This window comes from Micromonospora sp. WMMD729 (assembly GCF_049315225.1).
GTDB lineage: Bacteria > Actinomycetota > Actinomycetes > Mycobacteriales > Micromonosporaceae > Micromonospora.
On record NZ_CP186059.1, the window covers coordinates 2,711,590 to 2,732,431 of the forward strand.

A 20,842-nucleotide genomic window follows, 5' to 3' on the forward strand; every position below is an offset into this window, starting at 1 on the left:
GATCAACGAGGCGGGACCGGGCGAGGCCGGGCCGGGCGGGGCGGGTCAGGCGCCGGGGCGGGGGAAGGCTACCGGGCTGCGGAGGCCGGCGCGGCTGACGGCGCGGATGCCGAAGAAGACGTTGTCCTTGGACAGGTCGATGCTGACCTCCGTCACGTCACCGACAGCGATCACCCGCTGCCACTCGGCGGCCGTGGTCTCGCGCCACACCACCTCGTAGCCGGCCAGGTCCGGCTCGTCGCCGCGCTGCCAGCGCAGCGTGGTGTTGTTGGTCAGGTCGGTGGTCACGATGATCGCGCCCTTGGGCGTACCGGGGGCCTGGGCCAGGGACCACAGCGCCGCGCCGTTCACCCTCGCCACCCGCGCTATATACCCGAAGTCGCAGAACTCGGGCAGGTCACCGAACTGCTTGCCGTCCTGCACGCGGACGTCCTGGTGCTGGTGGGCGAAGTCCTCGTTCGGCTCGGTGAACCGGGCCGCCGGCCAGCCCTCGCGCAGGAACGAGATGTGGTCGCTGCCGCGCAGGTAGCGGTCCCGTCGGTAGATTACCCGTACCCGCATGCCGGTCGCGTCGTTGTCCGCCACGTCCCGGACGAACCGGGCGAGCTGGCGCGACGGCGAGTCGTTCTCACCGCCGACGGACTGCCGGGTGGTGGCCTCCGCCGGCGTCTCCGCGGTCGGCACGCCCTCGGCGAACAGCCGCACCGAGTACGGGTCGCGGGTGCCGTCGTCGGCGGTGCTGCTGCCCACGATGTCGTCGCTGAACATGCCCTGCACGTCCGCGCCGCCCGCCTTGAGCTGCGCGGCCAGGTACGCCGAGCCGTACAGGCCCTGCTCCTCGGCGGCCACCGCGGCGAACACGATGGTGGCGGCCGTCGGCCGGGTGGCCATCAGTCGGGCCAGTTCCAACACCACGGCCACACCGGAGGCGTCGTCGTCCGCCCCGGGGGCGTCGCTGACGGCGTCCATCACGTCGGTGACCCGGGAGTCGTAGTGACCCGCGACCACGTACGTGCGGTTCGGCGACGTCTGGCCGCGCAGAGTGGCGACCACGTTGGTGATCCGGGTGGCGGTGGGAATCCGCGACGCGGGCTGCTGGACGTACGACTGGAGTTCGACCGTCATCCGGCCGCCGGAGGTGGCCGCGTACTCCTGCAAGCGGGCGTGGATCCAGTCCCGGGCGGCGCCGATGCCCCGCGCGGGGTCGTCCTGGCTGGAGAGGGTGTGCCGGGTGCCGAACGCGGCGAGCCGGCGCACGATCGCCTCGATCCGGCGTGGGTCGACCTGGCGCAGCAGCTCGCGCAGCTCACGGTCGGGCCGCTGCGGGTGTGCCGCGCGACCGGGGCCGGCGGGGCCGGGGTCAGCGGCGGCAGGCGTGGCCAGGGCCGGCAACGCGACGGTGGCGGCGGTCGCCGCGGTGGCGGCGGAGGCGGACAGGAAGGTGCGGCGGGTAGGCCTCGTGGGCCGTCCGCCGATGTCGTCTGATCCCATTGGGGCATCCTGCCCATCGATGATGGTGTCTGTCCATATCGTTGGACGTGGATGGTGGTCGAGCCGCCGACCGAACCGACGTTTGTCCTGGCCTGCGACGGGAAACGGCCGGCAATGACGAAACCTCGTGTGGTGATCGTGGGGGCCGGGTTCGCCGGTTACCACGCGGCGAAGACGTTGAGCCGGATCGCCCGGGACCGGGCCGAGATCGTGGTGCTGAACTCCACCGACTACTTCCTGTACCTGCCGCTGCTGCCCGAGGTGGCCGCCGGGGTGGTCGAGCCCTCGCGTATCGCGGTGCCGCTGACCGGCACCCTCAAGGGCGTCCGGGTGGTGATCGGCGAGGCGGACCACGTCGACCTGCAGAACCGCTGGGTCGGCTTCACCCAGCCCGAGGGGGAGAAGAACCGCCTGGCGTACGACCGGCTGGTGCTCGCCGTGGGCAGCGTCAACAAGCTGCTGCCGATCCCGGGCGTCACCGAGTACGCGCACGGCTTCCGCGGCCTGCCCGAGGCCGTCTACCTGCACGACCACATCGTCCGCCAGGTGGAGTTGGCCGAGCAGGCCGAGGACCCGGCGGAGCAGCAGGCCCGCTCCACCTTCGTGGTGGTCGGCGCGGGCTACACCGGCACCGAGGTCGCCGCACACGGTCAGCTCTTCACCGACGCCCTGTACGCGCAGCGGCCCCGGCTGACCGTCCGGCCCCGCTGGATGCTGCTCGACGTCGCTCCCCGGGTGCTGCCCGAGCTGGACAAGAGGATGTCCGACACCTCGCACAAGGTGCTCAACAAGCGTGGCGTGGACGTACGGATGGGCACCTCGGTGGCCGAGGCGACCTGCGACGGCGTCAAGCTCACCGACGGCGAGTACGTGCCGACCTGCACCCTGGTGTGGTGCGTGGGGGTACGCCCCGACCCGTTCGTCAACGAGCTGGGTCTGCGCACCGAGCGGGGCCGGCTGGTCACCGACGAGTATCTCAACGTCCCCGGCTATCCGGAGGTCTTCGCCTGCGGCGACGCGGCCGCCGTGCCCGACCTGGTCAACCCGGGGCAGATCTGCGGCATGACGGCGCAGCACGCCCAGCGGCAGGGCAAGCGGGTGGCGCACAACATCGCCGCGTCGTACGGCTTCGGCAAGCGCCGGCCGTACAAGCACCACGATCTGGGCTGGGTGGTCGACCTGGGCGGCAAGGACGCCGCCGCCAACCCGTTGCAGGTCAACCTGGGCGGGCTGGTGGCCAAGGCGGTCACCCGGGCGTACCACCTGATGGCGATGCCGGGTAACCGCACCCGGGTGAGCGCCGACTGGGCGCTCGACGCCGCGCTCACCCGCTCGGCCGTGCAGTTGGGGCTGGTCCCGGCGAACGCCGTGCCGCTGGAGAGCACCTCACCCGAGGTCGCGGCCCGCGGTCGCTGAGCGGCGGCGCGGGCCGTACTCGCGCAGCAGGATCTGCACGATGCCGGCGGCGGGGATGGCCAGCAGCGCGCCGAGCAGTCCGGCCAGTTCCGCCGCGAGCAGCAGGCTCAGCAGCACGGTCAGCGGGTTGAGCCGGACCGCGCGGGCGAGGATGAGCGGCTGGAGCAGGTGGTTCTCCACCTGCTGGTAGACGACGAAGAAGACCAGCACGACGATCCCGGCGGTGGGGGAGTGCAGGAACCCCGCCCCGGCGGCGACCACCGCGCCGATCGTCGCGCCCACCAGCGGGATCAGGTCGGCCACCGCGACCAGCAGCGCGATCACCGCGGCGAACGGCACCCCGGTGACGGTCAGCACCAGGAAGGTCAACGCGCCGCAGATCACGCTGATCACCAGGTTGCCGGTGAGGTAGCCGGTGACCGTCCGGGACACCTCCCGGCCGACGCGGCGCAGCCGCTCGCCCGGACCGTCCCCGGCCACCGTGAGCAGGCCGCGGGTGATCCGCGGCGATTCCAACACCATGAGGTACGCCAGCACGACGACCGTGACCAGCCCGGCGACCCCCTCCACCACGCCGCGCAGCACCCCGACGGCGGGTTGCCGCAGCCGACCGCCGGCGGCGCGCAGCTCGTCGGCGTGCGCGGTGGCGTAGCGCCGTACCCCGGTGCGTTCCAGGAACCCACCCAGCGGGCCCCGGCCGGCGCGCGCGTCGCGCAGCAGCTCCGGCCCCCGCTCGGCGAACCGGCCCACCTCGTCCAGCAGCGGCACCAGGATCACCGCGGCGAGGACCGCCAGCACGACGAACGCGGCGAGGAAGACGAGCAGCGTGGCCAGCGCCCGGCGGCGCACGAGGCGGCGTTGCAGCAGGTCCACGGCCGGTTTGAGGGCGACCGCGAAGAAGGCCGCCACCACTGTCCAGACCAGTACCCGCCGGGTCGCGTACCCGAAGGCCAGCGCGAGCGCGGTGGCCAGCACCAGTCCGATCACGATCAGGGTCCGGCGGGCGGTGGTCCGATCGTCGGCGTTGCTCACCCGCCGCGCCTTCCCCGCGCAGACGGCAGGAAACCCGGCATTGCGGACGGTACCGCCGGTCGGCCGGCGTCCGGGTGCGAGCGGTCAGCGGCCGGCGTCGTCGGCGTCGGCCAGCGGGCGGGCGCCGGCCACGAAGGTGTCGAGGGCGGCGGCGTGCAGCAGCCCACCCGGGATCGGGTCGCGCAGGGCGGCCACGGCGAGCCGACCGACCGGCAGCCCACCGGGGTGGTGCGATGCGGCGAGCACGAGGTTTCCGTAGCGCCGGCCCCGCAGCATCCGGCGGTCGCCGACCACGCAGACGTCCCCGAAGACCGCCCGCAGCGTCGCCACCTGCACCCGGGTGCCGACCAGCGGCGGCAGGTCCGTGACGTTGACCAGGTAGAGCCCGCCGGGCCGCAGCACCCGGGCCACCTGGGCGGCGAACTCCACGGTGCGGACGTGCCGGGGCATCCGGGCGGCCCGGTAGATGTCGGCGATCACCAGGTCGTACGCGTCCGTCCCGGCGGCGGTGACCGCGTCCCGGGCGTCGGCGACCTCCACCCGTACCTCGGGCGGCAGCGGCGGCAACTCCCGCGCCACCAGGTCGACCACCGCCTGGTCCCGTTCGACGACCCGCTGCCCGGAGCCGGGCCGGGTGGCGGCCAGCCAGCGCGGCAGCGTCAACGCGCCACCGCCGAGGTGCAACACGCGCAGGGGCACCCCCGCCGGTGCCGCCAGCTCCACGGCCGAGGCGATCCGGCGGACGTACTCGAAGTGCAGGTGCCGGGGATCCTCGACGTCGACGTACGACTGCTCGACGCCGGCGGAGAGCAGCGTCCGGCCGGTCCGGCGGACCGGATCGGCGACCAGCTCCAACCGGTCGGCGGCACGGTTCATGCCGGCACGCTAACCGAGCGTCCGACGGGCCGGCGGCGCGGGAGCACCCGCGTCCGCCGGCCCGCGTACGCCACGACGGGGGTCAGCCGCCGGCCATCCCGGCGCCCACCTCGTCGATCGCGTCGTCGATGGCGTGCGCGAGGTCCACGTCCAGCGCGGTCACCCCGTCCGCCTGGTTGGTGCGGACGGTCAACACGGCCGCCGTGTCGCCCGGACGCCCGATGCTCGCGCCACGCCCGTTCTCCTGACGCAGCCGGTCGAGCCGGGCGAGCACCCGGTCGAGGTTGTCCGGCGGCAGCGCGACCACGCGGTACAGGGCGGAGGTGTCGCCGGCCCAGTACGGCAGGTCGTCCAGCGCCGCCTGGACCTGCTCGTCGTCCAGGGTGGGCGTGGTGGTGGCTGCCCCCACGATTCCGCCGCCGGCCGCCGGCGGGTTCAGCAGCTCCCGCAGGCCGTCCGGGACGTGCAGGGACTCGATCAGGTCGCCGTCCTGCTCGGCGAGCGCGGCGATCGTCGCCTCCGCCTGGTAGCGGGCCTGCTCCGGGGTACGTCCGCTGATCCGGCCCACCTCGGCCAGGAAGCCGGGCAGGTCCCGGTGCCGCTCGATGCCGTCCACCGGCACCACGTCGTGCAGCGAGTTCGGCACGGCGGCGAGCAGTCGTTGCCGCTCCGCCGCGTCGAGCGCGAAGGCCAGTACGAGCACCGTCGCCTCGGCGCCCACCTTCGCCGTCGGGAAGTCGACCCCGGACCGGCGTCCGACGTCCTCGACCAGATCGCGGTACCCCACGCTCGTCACACCGGCCGCGCCGCCGGGCGGCGGCTGCGGTCGCGGATTGTCCGGGGTACCCCTCGACGGCGGCGCCGGTCCACCACGCGTGGTGTCCGACTTGTGGCGGCCCGCCGGCGGTGGACCGGTCCGCCTGCCCTGGTCCAGGCTGGTGAGCTGCTTGGAGGCGCTCAGGCTCGCGCCGTACTCACTGGGCTGGCCGCCCTGCTCGCGGGCCTGCCGGGCCAGCGCCCGGCGGCGCTGGTTGTCGCCCTCCATCTGCTTGCGCATGGTGACGCCCCTTCCGCTGGGGATCGATCCTGCGCCGGTCGCGTTCCCGCCGTCCCCGGAGCCGAAACGGACGCTGCCGGCCGAGTAGGGCTGCGCGTCGGCCGGGCTTCATCCGCCCGGGGTGAGGGGTGCTCACCCGTGCGCCGCGCAGGATCGGGGCAGGAGGCAGTTCTTCCGAGGTACGCGGAAGGAAGGTCGTCATGAAACGGATCGTCGAGATCGTTCCCGCTCGACCCGGCTGGTACGCCCGCTGGCAGCTCACGCCCGATGCCACCCGGTGCTACCCGGTGAGCCTGTGGGCGCTGCTGGAGGAGGCCGACGGAACCGGCCGGGAAGTGGTCGGAATGGACTGCATCGGCCAGTGGCCCGGTGCGGACGACAACGAGGCGGGTGGGGAGTTTGTCCGCTACCTGTACCAGACGCCCGACTCCGGGGAACCAGACGACATCGAACCCCCGTCGACCGTCGAGCTGCGCGACGCCGGCCCTCGACTCCAGCCGATGACCGCGCCCTAGGCATTTCTCCGGCCCCCGACCCCAGGTCCCAGGGTCGGGGGCCACCCCCTGCCCGGGGTGGCGGCCGTCAGCCGGTGGCGCGCAGGTCGTCGCCGTCGTCGACGGTCAGCAGCTCGGTGAGGCCGGTGCGGTCCAACAGTTGCTGCACCTGCGGGCTGACCCCGGTGAGGCGGATCGCCCCAACGCCCCGGCGCACCATCAGCAGGGCGCTGAGCCCGGACGAGTCGCAGAGGCCGACGCCGTTCAGGTCGATCGTCACCTGCTGCTCGCCGCGCAGCTCCGCCGCCGCAGCGACCAGCTCGGGCGCGGTGTCGTAGTCGAGTTCGCCGGTCAGCCGTAGCCGGACGTGGCCGGCGTCGGGCCGGCTCACCTCGATGGTCAACAGCTGGTGGGGCATTGCTCCATGTTCCCAGTCCGCACGCGGAACGCAAACCCCGGGGCCGCGCACCGCCGGATCACGCGGTGGCGGCGGACGCCTCGGCGTCGGGGCCGACCCCTGGGCCGGTGGACGGCAGCGGTCGGCCGATGAGCGTCGCCACTCCGGTGATGTCCAGGATCGTGGCCAGGAACCGGGGGACCGCGCGCAGCCGCAGCGCGGCACCGACCGCCTGACCCTCCCGCCACGCGTGCACGATCACGGCGAGACCGGTGCTGTCGATGAAGACCAGGTCGGCGAAGTCCAGCACGATGGCGCGCGGCGCGTCGGCGAGGATTCGGTCGACCTCGGTCTGTAGCGGGGCCGATGTCGCGTACGCCAGCTCACCGCCGACGCGGATCAGGGGCACGTCCGGGTCGGACCGGTCGACGGACATGATCAGCGGCTTCGCTTCGGGTCTACGCCCTTCCGACAGCACGATCACGCCCTTCCGCCCGCCGCTTTCCGGTCGGTGCGAGGGGATCGTAACAACCGCCGGCCGGGTCCGCTCGCTACGCGAGCAGGCCGCCCGACCTGCCGTCGGGTGCCGGTCGCGGCATACCGGCGTAGGGTGGGGAGGAAGGTACGGGTTCGGGTGGACGACAAGGAGTGAGGCTCAGCTGGTGACTGCTTCCGACGTCAGGGACTGGGACCCGGGCGACGGACGGATCTCCACGCCGAGTACCACACGGGCCGCGGCGTGGTCCGCCGCCGACGCACGGTCCTGGCCGCCGCCCGCGCTGCCGCCGCTGGCCCCCGACCGCGACCAGGCCACTCCCGACTGGTCCGAGGTCGTCGAACACTTCCGCGAGGGCCTGGTGGTCTGTGACGCGGACGGGGTCGTCCGGCACCTGAGCCCCGTGGCCGAGCGGCTGTTGCCCGAGGTGGTCCCCGGTGAACCGCTGGCCGCGTCCGGCGTGCCAGGGCTGGGCGAGGGCACGCCGGGGAGCTTCACCCACCACGACCGTCGGCTCACCGCCCGCCAGGTGCCGCTCTCCGCCGGCCGCTGCTGCTGGTACGTGGAGGACGTTACCGAGAGCGTCAGCCGCGCCGACGCGCTCCTCGCCGAGCGGGCCCGGTCGGCCTTCCTGGCCGTGGTCGGCGACAAGCTGGGCAACCCGCTGCACCCCGACCGGGCCGCCGCCGCGGTCGTCCGGCTCGCCGTGCCGACCCTGGCCGAGGTGGCCGTGCTGGTGCTCGCGCCCCGCGCGGGGCGGGCCCGGTGGTGGCGGGCGTCCCGGGTCGACGACGAGGCCCCGATGGTGGACAGCGGCGTCCTGACCGGCGTCACCCTCCCGCCGGCCATCGCTGACGGGCTGACCGGTGTCGAGCCGCACACCGTCGACTGGCTGGTGGAGCAGGCGGTCGACGCCGGCTGGCTGCCCGGCCTCACGGGCGCCGACAGCACCGCCCGCGTCGTCCCGCTGCCCGGCCGCGACGCCCCCGCCGGGGTGTTGTTGGTCGCCCGGCGATCCAGCCGCTGGTACGACGAGGACGACGTCGAGCTGATCCGGGCGTTCGCGGCCCGGGCCGGCGCGGCGCTGACCACCGCCCAGCTCTACCGCGACCAGGCGGAGGTCGCCGACACCCTCCAGGCCAGCCTGCTGCCGGTCGAACCGACCGAGACCGCGGGCGTGCAGTGGGGCACCGCGTACCGCCCGGCGCAGGCGGGACTGCGCATCGGCGGCGACTTCTACGGCTCGCACCGGCTCGCCGACGGCGGTTCCGTCTTCTTCCTCGGTGACGTCTCCGGCAAGGGCGTCGAGGCGGCCGTGTTCACCGGCCAACTCCGCCAGTGCCTGCAGGCGCTGCACCGGGTGGAGTCCCATCCCGGGCGGCTGCTGCGGCTGCTCAACGACGCGTTGCTCGAGACGACCCAGGCGCACGGTCAGGGCCGCTTCGCCACCATCGTGCTGGGCGTGGCCCGTCCGCAGCGCGACGGCGGGGTGACCCTCACGATGGCCGGCGGCGGGCACCTGCCGCCGCTGGTGCTGCGCGACTCGGGCGAGGTCGAGACCGTACCGCTGCGCGGCATGCTGATCGGGGTGGTGCCCGACCCCCGGGTCGGCGAGGTGACCGTGCGGCTCGCGCCCGGGGAGACCTGCCTGCTCTACAGCGACGGCGTCACCGAGGCCCGTGGGGGTCGTCGCGGCGACGAGCAGTTCGGCGCTGAGCGGCTGGTCACGGCCGTGACCGGGTGCCAGCGCATGCCGGCGCCGGCCCTGGCCGAGCGCGTCGAGCAGGTCACCTGTGACTGGCTGGGGCACGGCGACCACGACGACATCGCGGTCCTGGCGCTGCGCGCGGTCAGCCCCGGCGGTCGCGGCGCGCGGCACCTGCACGCCGTGCCCGAGCCGACGAGCGCCGACGAGCAGAGGATGAGCCCCGCGTGACCGTCCCCACCACGTCGACGGACCTGATCGACGCCTACCCCGGCTATCTGGCCTGCCTCACCGACGCCGACGAGTACGCCGCGATCGACGTGGCGATCGGCCTGCTCGACGGGGGCGTGCCGCCGGAGCGGGTGCTGCTCGACCTGGTCGCGCCGGCCCAGGCCGAGGTGGGCGAGCGGTGGGCCCGCAACGAGTGGAGCGTGGCCCAGGAGCACGCGGCCACCCACATCAGCGAGCGGGTCGTGGCCGCCGTGGCGGCGCACGCCAACCCGCGGCCGACCGGCGGACGGGTGGTGGTGGCCTGCATGGACGGCGAGTGGCATGCCCTGCCGCCCCGGCTGGTGGCCGAGGTGCTGCGGCTGCGCGGCTGGCAGGTGACCTTCCTGGGCGCCAGCGTGCCGGCGGCGCACCTGGTGTCGTACCTGCACCGGCACGACGCGCAGGCGGTCGCGCTGGCCTGCGCGCTGCCGATGCGGCTGCCGCACGCCCACCGCATGATCGAGGCGTGCCGGCGCTCGGACGTGCCGGTCGTGGTCGGTGGGCGGGGCTTCGGCGCGGACGGTCGGTGGGCGGCCAAGCTCGGCGCGGCCTGGGCGCCGAACGCGCCGGCCGCGGCCGAGGTGATCGCCGACGAGCGGGCGCTGCGGCGGGTGCCGCCGGCGCAGCTCGGGCACCTGGCCGACGACGAGTACGCGAGTCTGGTCCGCCGCCGTGGCGAGCTGATCGACAGCGCGCTGAGCGACCTGCGCGAGCGGGTGCCGGCGACCCGGGAGTACACGGCCGCCCAGCTCGACTCGACGGCCAGCGACCTGGGTCACATCCTGGACTCGCTGGCCGCCGCGCTGTACGTCGACGACGCGTCGCTGTTCACCGAGTTCGTCGACTGGCTCGCGGAGATCCTGACGAGTCGGCGGGTGCCGGCCAGCGCCGTCGCCCTGACCCTGGAACACCTCGCCGACGCGCTGCGGGACTATCCCCGGGCGGCCCGCACGCTGGCCCTGGGGCGCGCCGGTCTGGCCGCCGTGTCCCGTCCCGCCGGCTGACCAGGTCCGGTCAAACGATCACCGCGGACTGCGGGCCGTCGTACCCCCCTGCGTATACTTGCCGCACTGCAAACGTCCCACCCGCCGGTGGAGCGAGCGAGGGGGGAGACGGTGACGTTCAGTGTCAGCGACGCCGAGCGTGACGGCGGTGTCGCCTGCCTGCGGCTCGCCGGTGAGCTGGACCTGAGCACCGCCGACGAGCTGGCTGCCGCCATCGACCGGCTCAGCGCCGCAGGCGAGCGCCGGGTGCTGCTCGACCTCACCGACCTGACCTTCTGCGACTCCACCGGGATGGCCGTGTTCGTCCGGGGCGACAACCAGGCCACCGCCGACGGGGGCTGGTTGAGGATCACCGGCGCCACCGGACGGGTCGAGCGCGTGTTGCGGATCACCGGTCTGGCCGACGTGCTCCGCTACGTTCCGGACACGGCCGACCCGGCGTCCCACAGCGCCCCCTGATGGGCTAGATTTCCCCGCCAGCACGGTGACCGTCCGGTCGCCTTCTTCGCCGACCCGAGGCAGGTAGTGATGGGCGACAGCCCGCAACCGGTACGCATCCTGGTGGTCGACGACGATCCCGGCGACGTGCTGATGATCGAGGAAGCCCTGGCCGACTCCGACGTCGAAAAGATCATCGACGTGGTGAGCGACGGCGAGGAGGCGATGGAGTTCCTCCGGGCCGAGGGTCGCCACTCGCAGGCCCGCCGTCCGGACGTGATCCTGCTCGACCTCAACATGCCGCGCATGGACGGGCGTCAGGTGCTCGGTGCGGTCAAGCAGGACGAGGATCTGCGGACCATTCCGATCGTGGTGTTGACCACCTCCAACGCGGACACCGACATCGTCGGCAGCTACACGTTGCAGGCCAACGCGTACGTCACCAAGCCGATCGACCTGGACGACTTCAACGACGTGGTACGCCGCATCGACGAGTTCTTCGGCCGCGTGGTGGTGCTGCCCAAGCGCCCCTGATCCGCCCGTCCCGCGCATGCTGAACAATTTTCCCGAACCGCCTCGGTCGGTGTCGCCGCGGCCGAGGATCCAGGTGGGGAAGTAACACCGGCTGCCTGGGGGCGACAGTATGAGGTTCTCCGTCGTGAAGACCGGCTACGACCAGCGACAGGTGGACTCCTGCCTGGATGAGTTGGGGATCAGGTTGTCCCGGCTCGCGGCGCGGGCGGAGGGCGCCGCCGGGGCGACCCGGGAGTGGGACGAGATCCGCCAGGAGGCGACCTGGCTCAGCGGGCTGCTCCAGCGACTGGACCTGGGCGACGCCGCGACCGCCCGCCGGACCGGCGACGCGGTGCGGCAGGAGGCCGACGAGATCCTGGCACAGGCCCGCTACGCGCTGGACGAGGCCCGCGAGGAGGCGCGTCGGGTCCGCGAGCAGGCGTACGCGGATGCCGTGCAGGCCCGGCGCGAATTCGAGGAGGCGCTGCACGCGCGCCGCCGTCGGGAGGCGCTGGCGGACGAGATCCTCATCGGGGTGACGGTCGAGCCGGTGCCGGCCGACACGCCCACCGCGGCGGCCGGCACGGGCGTACCCGCGACCCGGGTGGCGGCCGGCGGTCGGGACAGCGGCGCGCAGCCGCCCACCGGGCGCACGGCCCACTGAACCGGCCTCAGGCCAGCAGCGCCGCCGCCACGGTGGTGGCGCGCTCCTCGTGCGGGGCGTACGCGTCGGGGTACGCGGAGACCTGTACGGCCTGGGCGGCGGCGGTGAGGCTCATGTCCTGCCAGCCGGGGATCTCGGCGAGGGCGGTGTAGAAGGCCCGGGCGGCGTACGACGGGCGCATCAGTTCGGCGACCGTGCCCCAGCCGCTGCTGGGCCGCTGCTGGAACAGTCCGACCGAGTCGTGGTCGGAGCCGCTGCCCTGGTGCGGGTACTCGCTCGACTCCGGCAGCACGTCGCTGGCGAGGTTGTAGAGGTTGCTCTCCTGCATCGCGGTCGCGAGCGCCACCACCAGGGCGCGGCGCGGCATCTTCAGCTCCAGGCCGACGTCCACGATGATCTTGGCGTTGTCCATCTGTTGCTGGTCCAGCCCGGCGACCGGGCGCGGCCGGCGCGGCTTGACCGGCTTGCGCGGGGCCTTGCGGGTGACCGTGGGCCGGGGGGTGGGCGACGCCGTGGGGGTGGGGAGGGCCCGGGGCGGGGCGACGTCGCGGTCCAGCGACCGGCTGGCGCGTTCGTCGGCGATGGCGGCACGGTCCGCCAGCGCGTCGGCTATCGGTCGTACCGGCTGCGGGGCTTCCTGTCCGTCGCGGGCGGCGGCGAACGCGCCCAGGCCGAGGCAGCAGGTGACGCCGGTGGCCAGGGCGACCCGTACCGGGGTGGAGCCGAGCAGGGCACGGCGCGGCGGTTCGGGGGCCCGGTGACGGCCGATCGTCCGTTCGGTTGATACGGCGTCCCTCGTCCGGGTGGTCGAGGGCGCGTCGGTCAGCTTCTGGGCGGAGGGGTCGTCGGGATGCACCCGCCGAGGCTAGATAGTCGTCCGCCCGCTGCCATCGGCCCCAAGAGTGGCATGCGCCACAATTTGCCCGAATCTGCGACGGATTACTGGGTGAAAGCCGGTTATGCCGGCAAACCTCGCCGATCAGGCGAGCCGGGTATTCCCGATTTACCCGGTGAACGCGGTCATCGTGCCGCGCGGAGAAGCGGCTTTCCCGCATAGCTGCGGGCATCCCCCGATCGGCCGATGGTGGGTTCCACCGAACGCCCGACCATGCCGCCGGCGGCCGGTGGATGAGCCAGCCCGGTCCGGGGCCGTCCCATGAACGAGCGTGATGACTCCCAGGCATCAAGATGCCCCAGAGTCATCAGGCTCATCGGGAGGATGCCGGCCGCCGAGCACGCCGTCCGCGCCGGAGCGCGGGAACGGCCGGGACGGTCGGCACCGAAGGAGGCGGTCGCCGTCCGCGTTCAGTGCCGGCCGTTCTCCGCCGGCGTGACGGTCAGCCGGTGCCGGGTGCTGTCGCTGCTGGAGAAGGGCCAGAGCCGGTCGGCGTACTCGACCAGGTCGGCCAGCTGCGCCCGGCTCAGCCCGGCGGAGGAGATCGAGGCGTGCACGTCGGCCCGGTAGCGGCCGTCGTCGTCGCGACCCAGCTTCGCCTCGGCGCGCACCTGGACCGTGTGCGCCTCGTCGGTGATCTCTCCGGCCGCCTCCACCGCCGCGTGGTGCAGGCAGGACGCGAAGGCCGCCGCCAGCAACTGCTCCGGTCTCAGGCCGGTGCAGTGCGCCGCCAGCGGCGACGCGAGCGGCGTGGAAAGCCCGCCGTCATCGGTTCGGACGTGGCCACCCTCGGCGGTGGCGGTGGCCTCATGCAGCCAGGAACTCGGACTCGGCATCGCGTTCCTCCCGTCGCTCACCCGCCCGGCTACCCGACCGGGGGCGGGCGAAACGCCCAGGTCAGCTCCTGTCGACGACCGACAGCGCCTCGGTGGCCTGCGCCGCCGCCCGCTCCGTCCACGGCGACGGCGCCGCCGACGGTGGCCGCTGCGTGGGAATCACCATCGGCACGTACACCCGGGCGTCCACGACCTCGGCCAGCAGCAGGGCCGCGACCAGGCTGGTCGGCCGCTGCGCCGGATCGTCCGCCAGGCAGGAGCGGCACAACTCGGACACCTCCGGCGGCAGCCCGTCGATCTCCGGCAGCGGTTCGGGTGGCCGGGACCGGCGCGTCGCCAGCAGCTCGGCCGGGGTCTGGGCCCGGTACGGGAGCCGGCCGGTGAGGCAGTAGTAGAGCAGCACGCCGAGGGCGTACATGTCGGCGGCCGGGGTGGCGGGCGCGCCGTCCAGCTGTTCGGGCGCCAGGTACGCCGGCGTGCCGAGCAGCATCCCGTCGGGCATCGGGTCCGCCGTGCCGGTCGGGGTGGCGATGCCGAAGTCGAGGACCTTCACCCCGGCCGGAGTGAGGATGACGTTCGCCGGTTTGACGTCGCGGTGCACGATGCCGCTCGCGTGCGCGGCGGAGAGCGCGGCGGCGACCTCCGCGCAGACCCGTACCGAGATGCGCCAGTCCAGCGGACCCGTCCGCAGGTGCGCGGCGAGCGTCTCGCCCTCGGCCAACTCCATCACGATGTAGGGCATCCGCCGGCCGGGAAGTGTCGAGGAGGTGCCGAAGTCGTGCACGCTCGCCACGTTCGGGTGCACCAGCCGGGCCGCGGAGCGGGCCTCCGTGCGGATCCGCTCCACCGTGTCGTGGTGGCCGTCCGGGCCGGGCGCGATCAGCTTCACCGCGACCGGGCGGTCCAGCACCCGGTCGTGCGCCCGCCACACCTCGGACATCCCGCCGACGCCGATCCGCTGTTCGAGCTGGTACCGCCCGTCCAGCGTCCGCATCGACAAACTCCTCGTCCTCGTCCCACCGGCGGCGGGCCTGGGGATCGCGGTACCCGGGCACCGAGCTGGGCAAACCGCGACGGCCGCCGGTCCCGCCGTACCTCGGCCCGGGTCGGCGCCGGGTGCGGTAGCTTGCGAGCCAGGGCCGCGCGCACCGAGCGTGCCGGCACCGTCACGCAAAGGGGCCGCGATGGGCGAGGTCACCGTACGCTTCGTCGGCGGTCCGGCGGACGGCCTGGTCCGCGCCGTACCGGCCGAGCCGGACGGCGCCCCGCCCCAGCGGTGGATCATGCGGCATCCGGGCGGCACCGGCCCGACCCAGCCGGGCCCCGACCATCTCTACGAGCGCGACCAGCCCGACGGCCACGGCGGGTGGAGCATGCGCTTCGTCCGGACCGACGCGTACGGGGTGTCCGAGTGACCAGGGTCGGAGGCTGAGCGGTGGCCCGGCGGCCCGGCCGTACAGCTGGCACACAGGCGGCGCAGAGGCGCGACTCAGCGGGCGCGTCCACGATGGGGGGCATGGTCATCCAGGGGCAGACCGTGCCGGGCCGGATCGAGTTGCGCCGCCCGGACGGTGAACCGGTGCGGGTGCTGGTGGTGGACGACGAGGCGACGCTGACCGACCTGCTCTCGATGGCGCTGCGCTACGAGGGTTGGCAGGTGCGCAGCGCCGGCAACGGGATGGCGGCGTTGAGCGCCGCGCGGCAGTTCCAGCCGGACGCCGTCGTCCTCGACGTGATGTTGCCCGACCTGGACGGCTTCCAGGTGCTGCGTCGGCTGCGCGAGCACGCTCCGACCGTGCCGGTGCTCTTCCTGACCGCCCGGGACGCGGTCGAGGAGCGCATCGCCGGGCTGACCGTGGGTGGCGACGACTACGTGACCAAGCCGTTCAGCCTGGAGGAGGTGATCGCCCGGCTCCGCGCGCTGCTGCGCCGCTCGGGCTTCGCGGTCGCCGCCCACGAGGAGGCGCTGCTGACCGTCGGCGACCTCAGCCTCGACGAGGACAGCCACGAGGTGCGCCGCGCCGGCCAGCTCGTCACGCTGACCGCGACCGAGTTCGAGCTGCTGCGCTACCTGATGCGGAACCCGCGCCGGGTGCTGAGCAAGGCGCAGATCCTCGACCGGGTGTGGAACTACGACTTCGGCGGCCAGGCCAACGTGGTCGAGCTGTACATCTCGTACCTGCGCAAGAAGATCGACGCCGGGCGACCGCCGATGATCCACACGCTGCGCGGCGCGGGCTATGTCCTCAAACCCGCCGACTAGGGTGCTCGCCCGGCTGCGGCGCTGGTGGGCCGCCCGGCCGCTGCGGACCCGACTGGTGCTCGCCCTGGTCGCGCTGCTCGCCCTGGTCAGCGTCGCGATCGGCGGGCTCACCACGCTCGCCCTGCGGCACGTACTTGTCGCCCAGGTCGACACCCAGTTGACGATGGGGGACCGGCCCCGCGACGTGCCGCCCTGGTTGCGCCAGGGCGGTGGCGACCCCGGACGGCCCGTTCCGTGGCCGGGCATGGCCGCACCGTCCCCGCCGGAGCCTCCGCGCGGCTTCCCACCGGGCTCGCTCGCCGTACGCCGCGCCGACGGCGTCACCGCGGCGACGCGGAGCACCGCGAGCGGCAGCCTCGCCGATGTGCCCGCCGCCGACGTCGCACGGCTGACCGCGCTGCCCACCGACGGTCGGCCCCGCACGGTCGCCCTCGACGAGGGGGACGTCCGGGCGGTGGCCCGGCAACTGCCCAACGGGACGGTGGTCGCGGTGGCGATTCCGCTCAGCAGCGTGCAGGACACCATCTGGGCGCTGGTCGCCGCCCAGGCCGGGGTCGTCGGCCTGGGCCTGCTCCTGGCCGGTGGCGCGGGCGCGCTGATCGTGCGGGCCACGCTGCGACCGCTGACCCGGGTGGCCGCGACCGCCACCCGGGTCACCGAACTGCCGCTGGACCGGGGCGAGGTGGCGCTCGCCGTCCGGGTGCCGGCCGCCGACACCGACCCGCGAACCGAGGTCGGCCAGGTCGGCGGGGCGTTGAACCGGATGCTGGGCCACGTCGCCGACGCGCTGGCCGCGCGGCAGGCCAGCGAGACCCGGGTACGCCAGTTCGTCGCCGACGCCAGCCACGAACTGCGCACCCCCCTCGCCGCTATCCGCGGGTACGCCGAGGTGGCCCGGCGGGGCCGCGACCAGGTCCCCGCCGACGTGGCGCACGCCCTGCGCCGCGTCGAATCCGAGAGCACCCGGATGACCAGCCTCGTCGACGACCTGCTGCTGCTGGCCCGGTTGGACGCCGGCCGACCGCTCGCGGCGGACCCGGTCGACCTGTCCGCGCTGGTGGTGGACGCGGTCAGCGACGCGCACGTCGCCGGCCCCGAGCACCACTGGCGGCTCGACCTGCCCGAGGTGGTCATCCGGGTGCCCGGCGACGCCGCCCGGCTGCACCAGGTGGTGGCGAACCTGCTGGCCAACGCCCGCGTGCACACCCCGCCCGGCACGACGGTCACCACCACCCTCGCGGTCGAGGCGGACACCGCCGTCCTCACCGTCGCCGACGACGGGCCGGGGGTGCCGCCCCAGGTACGACCGGAGATGTTCGAGCGGTTCGCCCGGGGCGACAGCTCCCGGTCCCGGGCGCACGGCAGCACCGGGCTGGGCCTGGCGATCGTGGCGGCCGTGGTGGAGGCGCACCACGGCACCGTCGGCGTGGACAGCCGTCCGGGTCGGACGGTGTTCGCCGTCCGGCTGCCGAATCCCACAGCTGACGCATAGTCGGCGCACGGGGTCCCGCCAGTCCGGCCGCCGAGGCTGGCCGCATGGACCGAACAGACACCCAGCCGACGACGCCCGCCGAGCCGGTCGGGCTGCCCGACCCGAGCGCCCGTGTCGAGGAACCCCCGCCGCCGGCTCGCCCGGCGACCTGGACCCGGCCCGCGCTGCTGGCCCTGCTCCTGGGCACCGGCCTGCTCTACCTCTGGGGCCTGGGCCGCTCCGGCTGGGCCAACTCGTTCTACGCCGCCGCCGTGCAGGCCGGCTCGGTGAGCGGGAAGGCGTTCTTCTACGGCTCGTCGGACGCGGCCAACTCGATCACGGTGGACAAGACGCCCGCCTCGCTGTGGCTGATGGCCCTGTCGGTGCGGATCTTCGGGCTCAACAGCTGGGCGATGCTCGTCCCGCAGGCGCTCTGCGGCGTCGCCTCCGTCGGCGTCCTGTACGCGAGCGTGAAGCGATGGTACGGGCCGGTCGCCGGCCTGATCGCCGGGACGGTCCTCGCCGTCACCCCGGTGGCGACGCTGATGTTCCGCTTCAACAACCCCGACGCGCTGCTCGTGCTGCTGCTGGTCGGCGGCGCGTACGCGACCGTGCGCGCGGTGGAGACCGCCAGCACCCGATGGATCGTGCTGGCCGGCGTGCTGGTCGGCTTCGGCTTCCTGACCAAGATGCTCCAGGCGTTCCTGCTGGTGCCGGTGTTCGCCGGTGTCTACCTGCTGGCCGCGCCGACCGGGCTGTGGCGGCGGGTACGGCAACTCCTGCTGGCGGGTCTCGCGGTGGTGGTGTCCGCCGGCTGGTGGGTGGCCGTCGTCGAACTCGTCCCGGCCGGCGCACGCCCGTACGTCGGCGGGTCGCAGGGCAACAGCATCCTGGAGTTGACCCTCGGCTACAACGGCCTCGGCCGGATCACCGGCGACGAGGTGGGCAGCGTCGGCGGCGGCGCCGGACGGATGGGCGGTGGCGGCGGCCCGTTCTCCGGGCAGACGGGCCTGCTGCGGATGTTCGGCGGCGAGGTCGGCGGTCAGATCTCCTGGCTGCTGCCGGCCGCGCTGATCCTGCTGGTCGCGGGTCTGCTCGTGGCCGGTCGGGCCGCGCGTACCGACCGCACCCGGGCCGGTCTGCTGCTGTGGGGCGGCTGGCTGCTGGTCACCGGTCTGATCTTCAGCTTCATGTCCGGGATCTTCCACGCCTACTACACCGTGGCGCTCGCCCCGGCCGTCGGCGCACTGGTCGGAATCGGCGTCACCCTGCTCTGGCGCCAGCGCCGACCGCGCTCCGCCCCGGCGAACGAGCCGCACGACGAACCGATGACGGTGTCCCGGTGGCGTCCGCCGGCCGCCACGGCGACGCTCGCCGTCACCCTCGCGGTCACCGTCTGGTGGGCGTGGGTGCTGCTCGGGCGCAGCCCCGACTGGTACCCGTGGTTGCGTACCGTCGTGCTGGTCGCCGGCCTGCTCGGCGCGGCCCTGCTCCTGCTGGCCGCACGGCTACCCCGGTGGCTGGTGCCGGTGGCGCTCGGCGTCGGCGCGGCGGCGGCCCTCGCCGGGCCGGCGGCGTACGCGGCGCAGACCGCGGCGACCCCGCACACCGGCTCGATCCCGAGCGCCGGCCCGGCCGGGGCGGGCGGTTTCGGCCGCGGCCCCGGCGGGCGACCGCCGGGCGGCATGGCGTTCCCCGGCGACGGCCGCAACGGCAACCAGCACGGCGCTCAGCCGCGCGGCGGCGACGGCCGCAACGGCAACCAGAACGGCGGGCAGTTCCCGGGCTTCCCCGGTGGCGGGCAGGTGCCAGGTGCTCCCGGTGGTGGGCAGACGCCGGGCTCCCCGGGCGGCTTCCCCGGCGGCGGTCAACTGCCTGGCTTCCCCGGCGGCGGGGGATTCCGGGAGGCCGGCGGCGGCATGGGCGGTCTGCTCGACGCCCGCGAGCCCAGCGCCGCGCTGCGTGCGCTGCTGGAGCGCGACAGCGACGACTACACCTGGGTGGCGGCCACCATCGGCTCCAACAACGCCTCCGGCTACCAGTTGGCGACCGGCGACCCGGTGATGCCGATCGGCGGGTTCAACGGCAGCGACCCGTCCCCGACGCTCGCCCAGTTCCAGCGCTACGTGGCCGACGGGAAGATCCATTATTTCGTGGGTGGAGGTGGCTTCCGGGCCAACGGTGGCAGCTCGGCCTCGCAGGAGATCGCCGCCTGGGTCGCCGAGACGTTCACGGCGCAGACCGTGGACGGGGTCACCGTCTACGACCTGAGCACCGGCGCGGACGCGTCATGACCGCGCTCAGCGGCCCGCGTCCCGCCGTCCGGACCCGGTCCACCACCGACGGCGCGGTGCTGGACGTGGTGATCCCCGTCCACAACGAGGAGGTGGACCTCGGGCCGTGCCTCCGCCGGCTGCACGCGCACCTCACCGAGCACTTCCCGTACCCGTTCCGGATCACCGTCGCCGACAACGCGAGCGTCGACGGCACCCTGGCGGTCGCCGACGGGCTCCGCGGTGAACTCCCGGGCGTCGAGGTGCTGCACCTGGACGCCAAGGGGCGGGGGCGGGCGTTGTCCACCGCGTGGTCGGCGTCGTCCGCGCCGGTGCTGGCGTACATGGACGTGGACCTGTCCACCGACCTGGCGGCGCTGCTGCCGCTGGTCGCGCCGCTCATCTCCGGCCACTCCGACCTGGCGATCGGCACCCGGCTGGCGCGTACCTCCCGGGTGGTGCGCGGCACCAAGCGGGAGGTGATCTCCCGGGCCTACAACCTGCTGCTGCGTGGGGCGCTCGCGGCACGGTTCTCGGACGCGCAGTGCGGGTTCAAGGCCATCCGCGCGGACGTCGCCGGTGAACTGCTGCCTCTCGTGCAGGACACCGGCTGGTTCTTCGACACCGAGCTGCTGGTCCTCGCCCAACGGGCCGGGCTGCGCATCCACGAGGTGCCGGTGGACTGGGTCGACGACCCGGACAGCCGGGTCGACATCGTCGCCACCGCCCTGGCCGACCTGCGGGGGATGGGTCGGCTCGGGCGGGCTTTGCTGACCGGCGCGCTGCCCCTGGCCGAGCTGCGCGCGCAGCTCGGCCGGGAACCGCTGGCCCCGCCGCCGGCGCAGGTGCCGGTCGGGCTGCCCGGGCAGCTGGTCCGGTTCGCCGCCGTCGGGGTGGCCAGCACGCTGGCCTACCTGCTGCTCTTCGTGGCCACCCGGGGCGTGCTCGGCGCGCAACCGGCGAACCTGCTGGCGCTGCTGCTCACGGCGGTGGCGAACACGGCGGCGAACCGGCGGCTGACGTTCGGCATCACCGGCAGCCGGCACGCCGGTCGGCATCACGCCCAGGGACTGCTGGCGTTCGCGCTCGGCCTCGCCCTGACCAGCGGCGCGCTGGCGGTGCTGCACACCGTCGACGCCGCGCCCGCCCGGACGGTGGAGCTGGCGGTGCTGGTGGCCGCGAACCTGGCCGCGACCGCGCTGCGGTTCGTGCTGCTGCGCCTGGGCATGCACCACCGGCGTAGCTAGGCCG

General features: G+C 74.2%; 21 protein-coding genes. 12 read left to right on the forward strand and 9 right to left on the reverse strand.

Going from position 1 to position 20,842, the window contains the following annotated elements; translation table 11 throughout:
- Positions 1-45: 45 nt before the first annotated feature.
- A complete protein-coding gene (locus tag ACN263_RS12425; protein WP_422739954.1) occupies positions 46-1,491 on the reverse strand; it encodes a M20/M25/M40 family metallo-hydrolase in 1,446 nt (481 codons plus the stop codon).
- Positions 1,492-1,605: 114 nt separating this feature from the next.
- Between ACN263_RS12425 and ACN263_RS12430 the strand changes: the two genes are divergently transcribed.
- Positions 1,606-2,907, forward strand: coding sequence for an NAD(P)/FAD-dependent oxidoreductase (locus ACN263_RS12430; RefSeq protein ID WP_422739955.1), 1,302 nt, complete (start codon positions 1,606-1,608; stop codon positions 2,905-2,907).
- Here the strand turns inward: ACN263_RS12430 and ACN263_RS12435 are convergent.
- From ACN263_RS12435 to ACN263_RS12445, 3 genes are all read right to left on the reverse strand, one after another.
- Complete coding sequence (locus ACN263_RS12435) at positions 2,878-3,939, reverse strand: AI-2E family transporter (protein WP_422739956.1); 1,062 nt, start codon at positions 3,937-3,939, stop codon at positions 2,878-2,880. The two genes, ACN263_RS12430 and ACN263_RS12435, sit on opposite strands and share 30 nt — an antisense overlap.
- 84 nt (positions 3,940-4,023) lie before the next feature.
- A complete protein-coding gene (locus ACN263_RS12440; RefSeq protein ID WP_422739957.1) occupies positions 4,024-4,815 on the reverse strand; it encodes a spermidine synthase in 792 nt (263 codons plus the stop codon).
- Between the two features lie 82 nt (positions 4,816-4,897).
- A complete protein-coding gene (locus ACN263_RS12445) occupies positions 4,898-5,872 on the reverse strand; it encodes a DUF2267 domain-containing protein (RefSeq protein ID WP_422739958.1) in 975 nt (324 codons plus the stop codon).
- A gap of 200 nt (positions 5,873-6,072) precedes the next feature.
- Here ACN263_RS12445 and ACN263_RS12450 point away from each other — a divergent pair, with 200 nt between their 5' ends.
- A complete protein-coding gene (locus ACN263_RS12450) occupies positions 6,073-6,387 on the forward strand; it encodes a hypothetical protein (protein ID WP_422739959.1) in 315 nt (104 codons plus the stop codon).
- 67 nt (positions 6,388-6,454) lie between these two features.
- On the opposite strand, the gene ACN263_RS12455 is transcribed toward ACN263_RS12450, so the two are convergent.
- Both ACN263_RS12455 and ACN263_RS12460 read right to left on the reverse strand, forming a co-directional pair.
- The gene (locus ACN263_RS12455) at positions 6,455-6,784 is read right to left on the reverse strand and encodes an STAS domain-containing protein (protein ID WP_422739960.1); all 330 of its coding nucleotides are present in this window, start codon (positions 6,782-6,784) and stop codon (positions 6,455-6,457) included.
- Positions 6,785-6,842: 58 nt separating this feature from the next.
- On the reverse strand, positions 6,843-7,199 hold the full coding sequence (locus ACN263_RS12460; RefSeq protein ID WP_422739961.1) for an STAS domain-containing protein: 357 nt from the start codon (positions 7,197-7,199) through the stop codon (positions 6,843-6,845).
- A gap of 226 nt (positions 7,200-7,425) precedes the next feature.
- On the opposite strand from ACN263_RS12460, the gene ACN263_RS12465 reads away from it, so the two are divergent.
- The 5 genes from ACN263_RS12465 (at position 7,426) to ACN263_RS12485 (ending at position 11,853) form a co-directional block, all read left to right on the forward strand.
- The gene (locus ACN263_RS12465; RefSeq protein ID WP_422739962.1) at positions 7,426-9,195 is read left to right on the forward strand and encodes a SpoIIE family protein phosphatase; all 1,770 of its coding nucleotides are present in this window, start codon (positions 7,426-7,428) and stop codon (positions 9,193-9,195) included.
- The gene (locus ACN263_RS12470; RefSeq protein ID WP_422739963.1) at positions 9,192-10,238 is read left to right on the forward strand and encodes a cobalamin B12-binding domain-containing protein; all 1,047 of its coding nucleotides are present in this window, start codon (positions 9,192-9,194) and stop codon (positions 10,236-10,238) included. The genes ACN263_RS12465 and ACN263_RS12470 overlap by 4 nt, the downstream gene beginning before the upstream one ends.
- Before the next feature lie 111 nt (positions 10,239-10,349).
- A complete protein-coding gene (locus tag ACN263_RS12475) occupies positions 10,350-10,697 on the forward strand; it encodes an STAS domain-containing protein (RefSeq protein WP_422739964.1) in 348 nt (115 codons plus the stop codon).
- Between the two features lie 69 nt (positions 10,698-10,766).
- A complete protein-coding gene (locus ACN263_RS12480) occupies positions 10,767-11,210 on the forward strand; it encodes a response regulator (protein ID WP_422739965.1) in 444 nt (147 codons plus the stop codon).
- A gap of 109 nt (positions 11,211-11,319) precedes the next feature.
- On the forward strand, positions 11,320-11,853 hold the full coding sequence (locus tag ACN263_RS12485) for an ATPase (protein ID WP_422739966.1): 534 nt from the start codon (positions 11,320-11,322) through the stop codon (positions 11,851-11,853).
- Between the two features lie 7 nt (positions 11,854-11,860).
- Here the strand turns inward: ACN263_RS12485 and ACN263_RS12490 are convergent, their stop codons facing one another.
- From ACN263_RS12490 to ACN263_RS12500, 3 genes are all read right to left on the reverse strand, one after another.
- The gene (locus ACN263_RS12490; RefSeq protein WP_422739967.1) at positions 11,861-12,709 is read right to left on the reverse strand and encodes a hypothetical protein; all 849 of its coding nucleotides are present in this window, start codon (positions 12,707-12,709) and stop codon (positions 11,861-11,863) included.
- A gap of 449 nt (positions 12,710-13,158) precedes the next feature.
- Complete coding sequence (locus tag ACN263_RS12495; protein WP_421470731.1) at positions 13,159-13,584, reverse strand: OsmC family protein; 426 nt, start codon at positions 13,582-13,584, stop codon at positions 13,159-13,161.
- 61 nt (positions 13,585-13,645) lie between these two features.
- A complete protein-coding gene (locus ACN263_RS12500) occupies positions 13,646-14,578 on the reverse strand; it encodes a serine/threonine-protein kinase (protein WP_422739968.1) in 933 nt (310 codons plus the stop codon).
- Between the two features lie 190 nt (positions 14,579-14,768).
- On the opposite strand from ACN263_RS12500, the gene ACN263_RS12505 reads away from it, so the two are divergent.
- From ACN263_RS12505 to ACN263_RS12525, 5 genes are all read left to right on the forward strand, one after another.
- Positions 14,769-14,999 carry a hypothetical protein gene (locus tag ACN263_RS12505; protein ID WP_357121824.1) on the forward strand — a complete coding sequence of 77 codons (231 nt, stop codon included), beginning with the start codon at positions 14,769-14,771 and terminating at the stop codon, positions 14,997-14,999.
- Between the two features lie 101 nt (positions 15,000-15,100).
- A complete protein-coding gene (locus tag ACN263_RS12510) occupies positions 15,101-15,847 on the forward strand; it encodes a response regulator transcription factor (protein WP_357172268.1) in 747 nt (248 codons plus the stop codon).
- Complete coding sequence (locus tag ACN263_RS12515; protein ID WP_422739969.1) at positions 15,825-17,339, forward strand: sensor histidine kinase; 1,515 nt, start codon at positions 15,825-15,827, stop codon at positions 17,337-17,339. Before ACN263_RS12510 ends, ACN263_RS12515 begins: the two co-directional genes overlap by 23 nt.
- A 44-nt stretch (positions 17,340-17,383) precedes the next feature.
- The gene (locus tag ACN263_RS12520) at positions 17,384-19,612 is read left to right on the forward strand and encodes an ArnT family glycosyltransferase (protein WP_422739970.1); all 2,229 of its coding nucleotides are present in this window, start codon (positions 17,384-17,386) and stop codon (positions 19,610-19,612) included.
- Positions 19,609-20,838, forward strand: coding sequence for a glycosyltransferase (locus ACN263_RS12525; RefSeq protein ID WP_422739971.1), 1,230 nt, complete (start codon positions 19,609-19,611; stop codon positions 20,836-20,838). The genes ACN263_RS12520 and ACN263_RS12525 overlap by 4 nt, the downstream gene beginning before the upstream one ends.
- Positions 20,839-20,842 lie beyond the last annotated feature (4 nt).

What these genes read in the sequence shown, in the direction of transcription:
- ACN263_RS12425 (WP_422739954.1), bottom strand. Translation starts at nt 1,491, where the DNA reads ATGGGATCAGACGACATCGGCGGACGGCCCACGAGGCCTACCCGCCGC.
- ACN263_RS12430 (WP_422739955.1), top strand. Translation starts at nt 1,606, where the DNA reads ATGACGAAACCTCGTGTGGTGATCGTGGGGGCCGGGTTCGCCGGTTAC.
- ACN263_RS12440 (WP_422739957.1), bottom strand. Translation starts at nt 4,815, where the DNA reads ATGAACCGTGCCGCCGACCGGTTGGAGCTGGTCGCCGATCCGGTCCGC.
- ACN263_RS12445 (WP_422739958.1), bottom strand. Translation starts at nt 5,872, where the DNA reads ATGCGCAAGCAGATGGAGGGCGACAACCAGCGCCGCCGGGCGCTGGCC.
- ACN263_RS12450 (WP_422739959.1), top strand. Translation starts at nt 6,073, where the DNA reads ATGAAACGGATCGTCGAGATCGTTCCCGCTCGACCCGGCTGGTACGCC.
- ACN263_RS12455 (WP_422739960.1), bottom strand. Translation starts at nt 6,784, where the DNA reads ATGCCCCACCAGCTGTTGACCATCGAGGTGAGCCGGCCCGACGCCGGC.
- ACN263_RS12460 (WP_422739961.1), bottom strand. Translation starts at nt 7,199, where the DNA reads ATGTCCGTCGACCGGTCCGACCCGGACGTGCCCCTGATCCGCGTCGGC.
- ACN263_RS12480 (WP_422739965.1), top strand. Translation starts at nt 10,767, where the DNA reads ATGGGCGACAGCCCGCAACCGGTACGCATCCTGGTGGTCGACGACGAT.
- ACN263_RS12485 (WP_422739966.1), top strand. Translation starts at nt 11,320, where the DNA reads ATGAGGTTCTCCGTCGTGAAGACCGGCTACGACCAGCGACAGGTGGAC.
- ACN263_RS12495 (WP_421470731.1), bottom strand. Translation starts at nt 13,584, where the DNA reads ATGCCGAGTCCGAGTTCCTGGCTGCATGAGGCCACCGCCACCGCCGAG.
- ACN263_RS12500 (WP_422739968.1), bottom strand. Translation starts at nt 14,578, where the DNA reads ATGCGGACGCTGGACGGGCGGTACCAGCTCGAACAGCGGATCGGCGTC.
- ACN263_RS12505 (WP_357121824.1), top strand. Translation starts at nt 14,769, where the DNA reads ATGGGCGAGGTCACCGTACGCTTCGTCGGCGGTCCGGCGGACGGCCTG.
- ACN263_RS12510 (WP_357172268.1), top strand. Translation starts at nt 15,101, where the DNA reads ATGGTCATCCAGGGGCAGACCGTGCCGGGCCGGATCGAGTTGCGCCGC.
- ACN263_RS12515 (WP_422739969.1), top strand. Translation starts at nt 15,825, where the DNA reads ATGTCCTCAAACCCGCCGACTAGGGTGCTCGCCCGGCTGCGGCGCTGG.
- ACN263_RS12520 (WP_422739970.1), top strand. Translation starts at nt 17,384, where the DNA reads ATGGACCGAACAGACACCCAGCCGACGACGCCCGCCGAGCCGGTCGGG.
- ACN263_RS12525 (WP_422739971.1), top strand. Translation starts at nt 19,609, where the DNA reads ATGACCGCGCTCAGCGGCCCGCGTCCCGCCGTCCGGACCCGGTCCACC.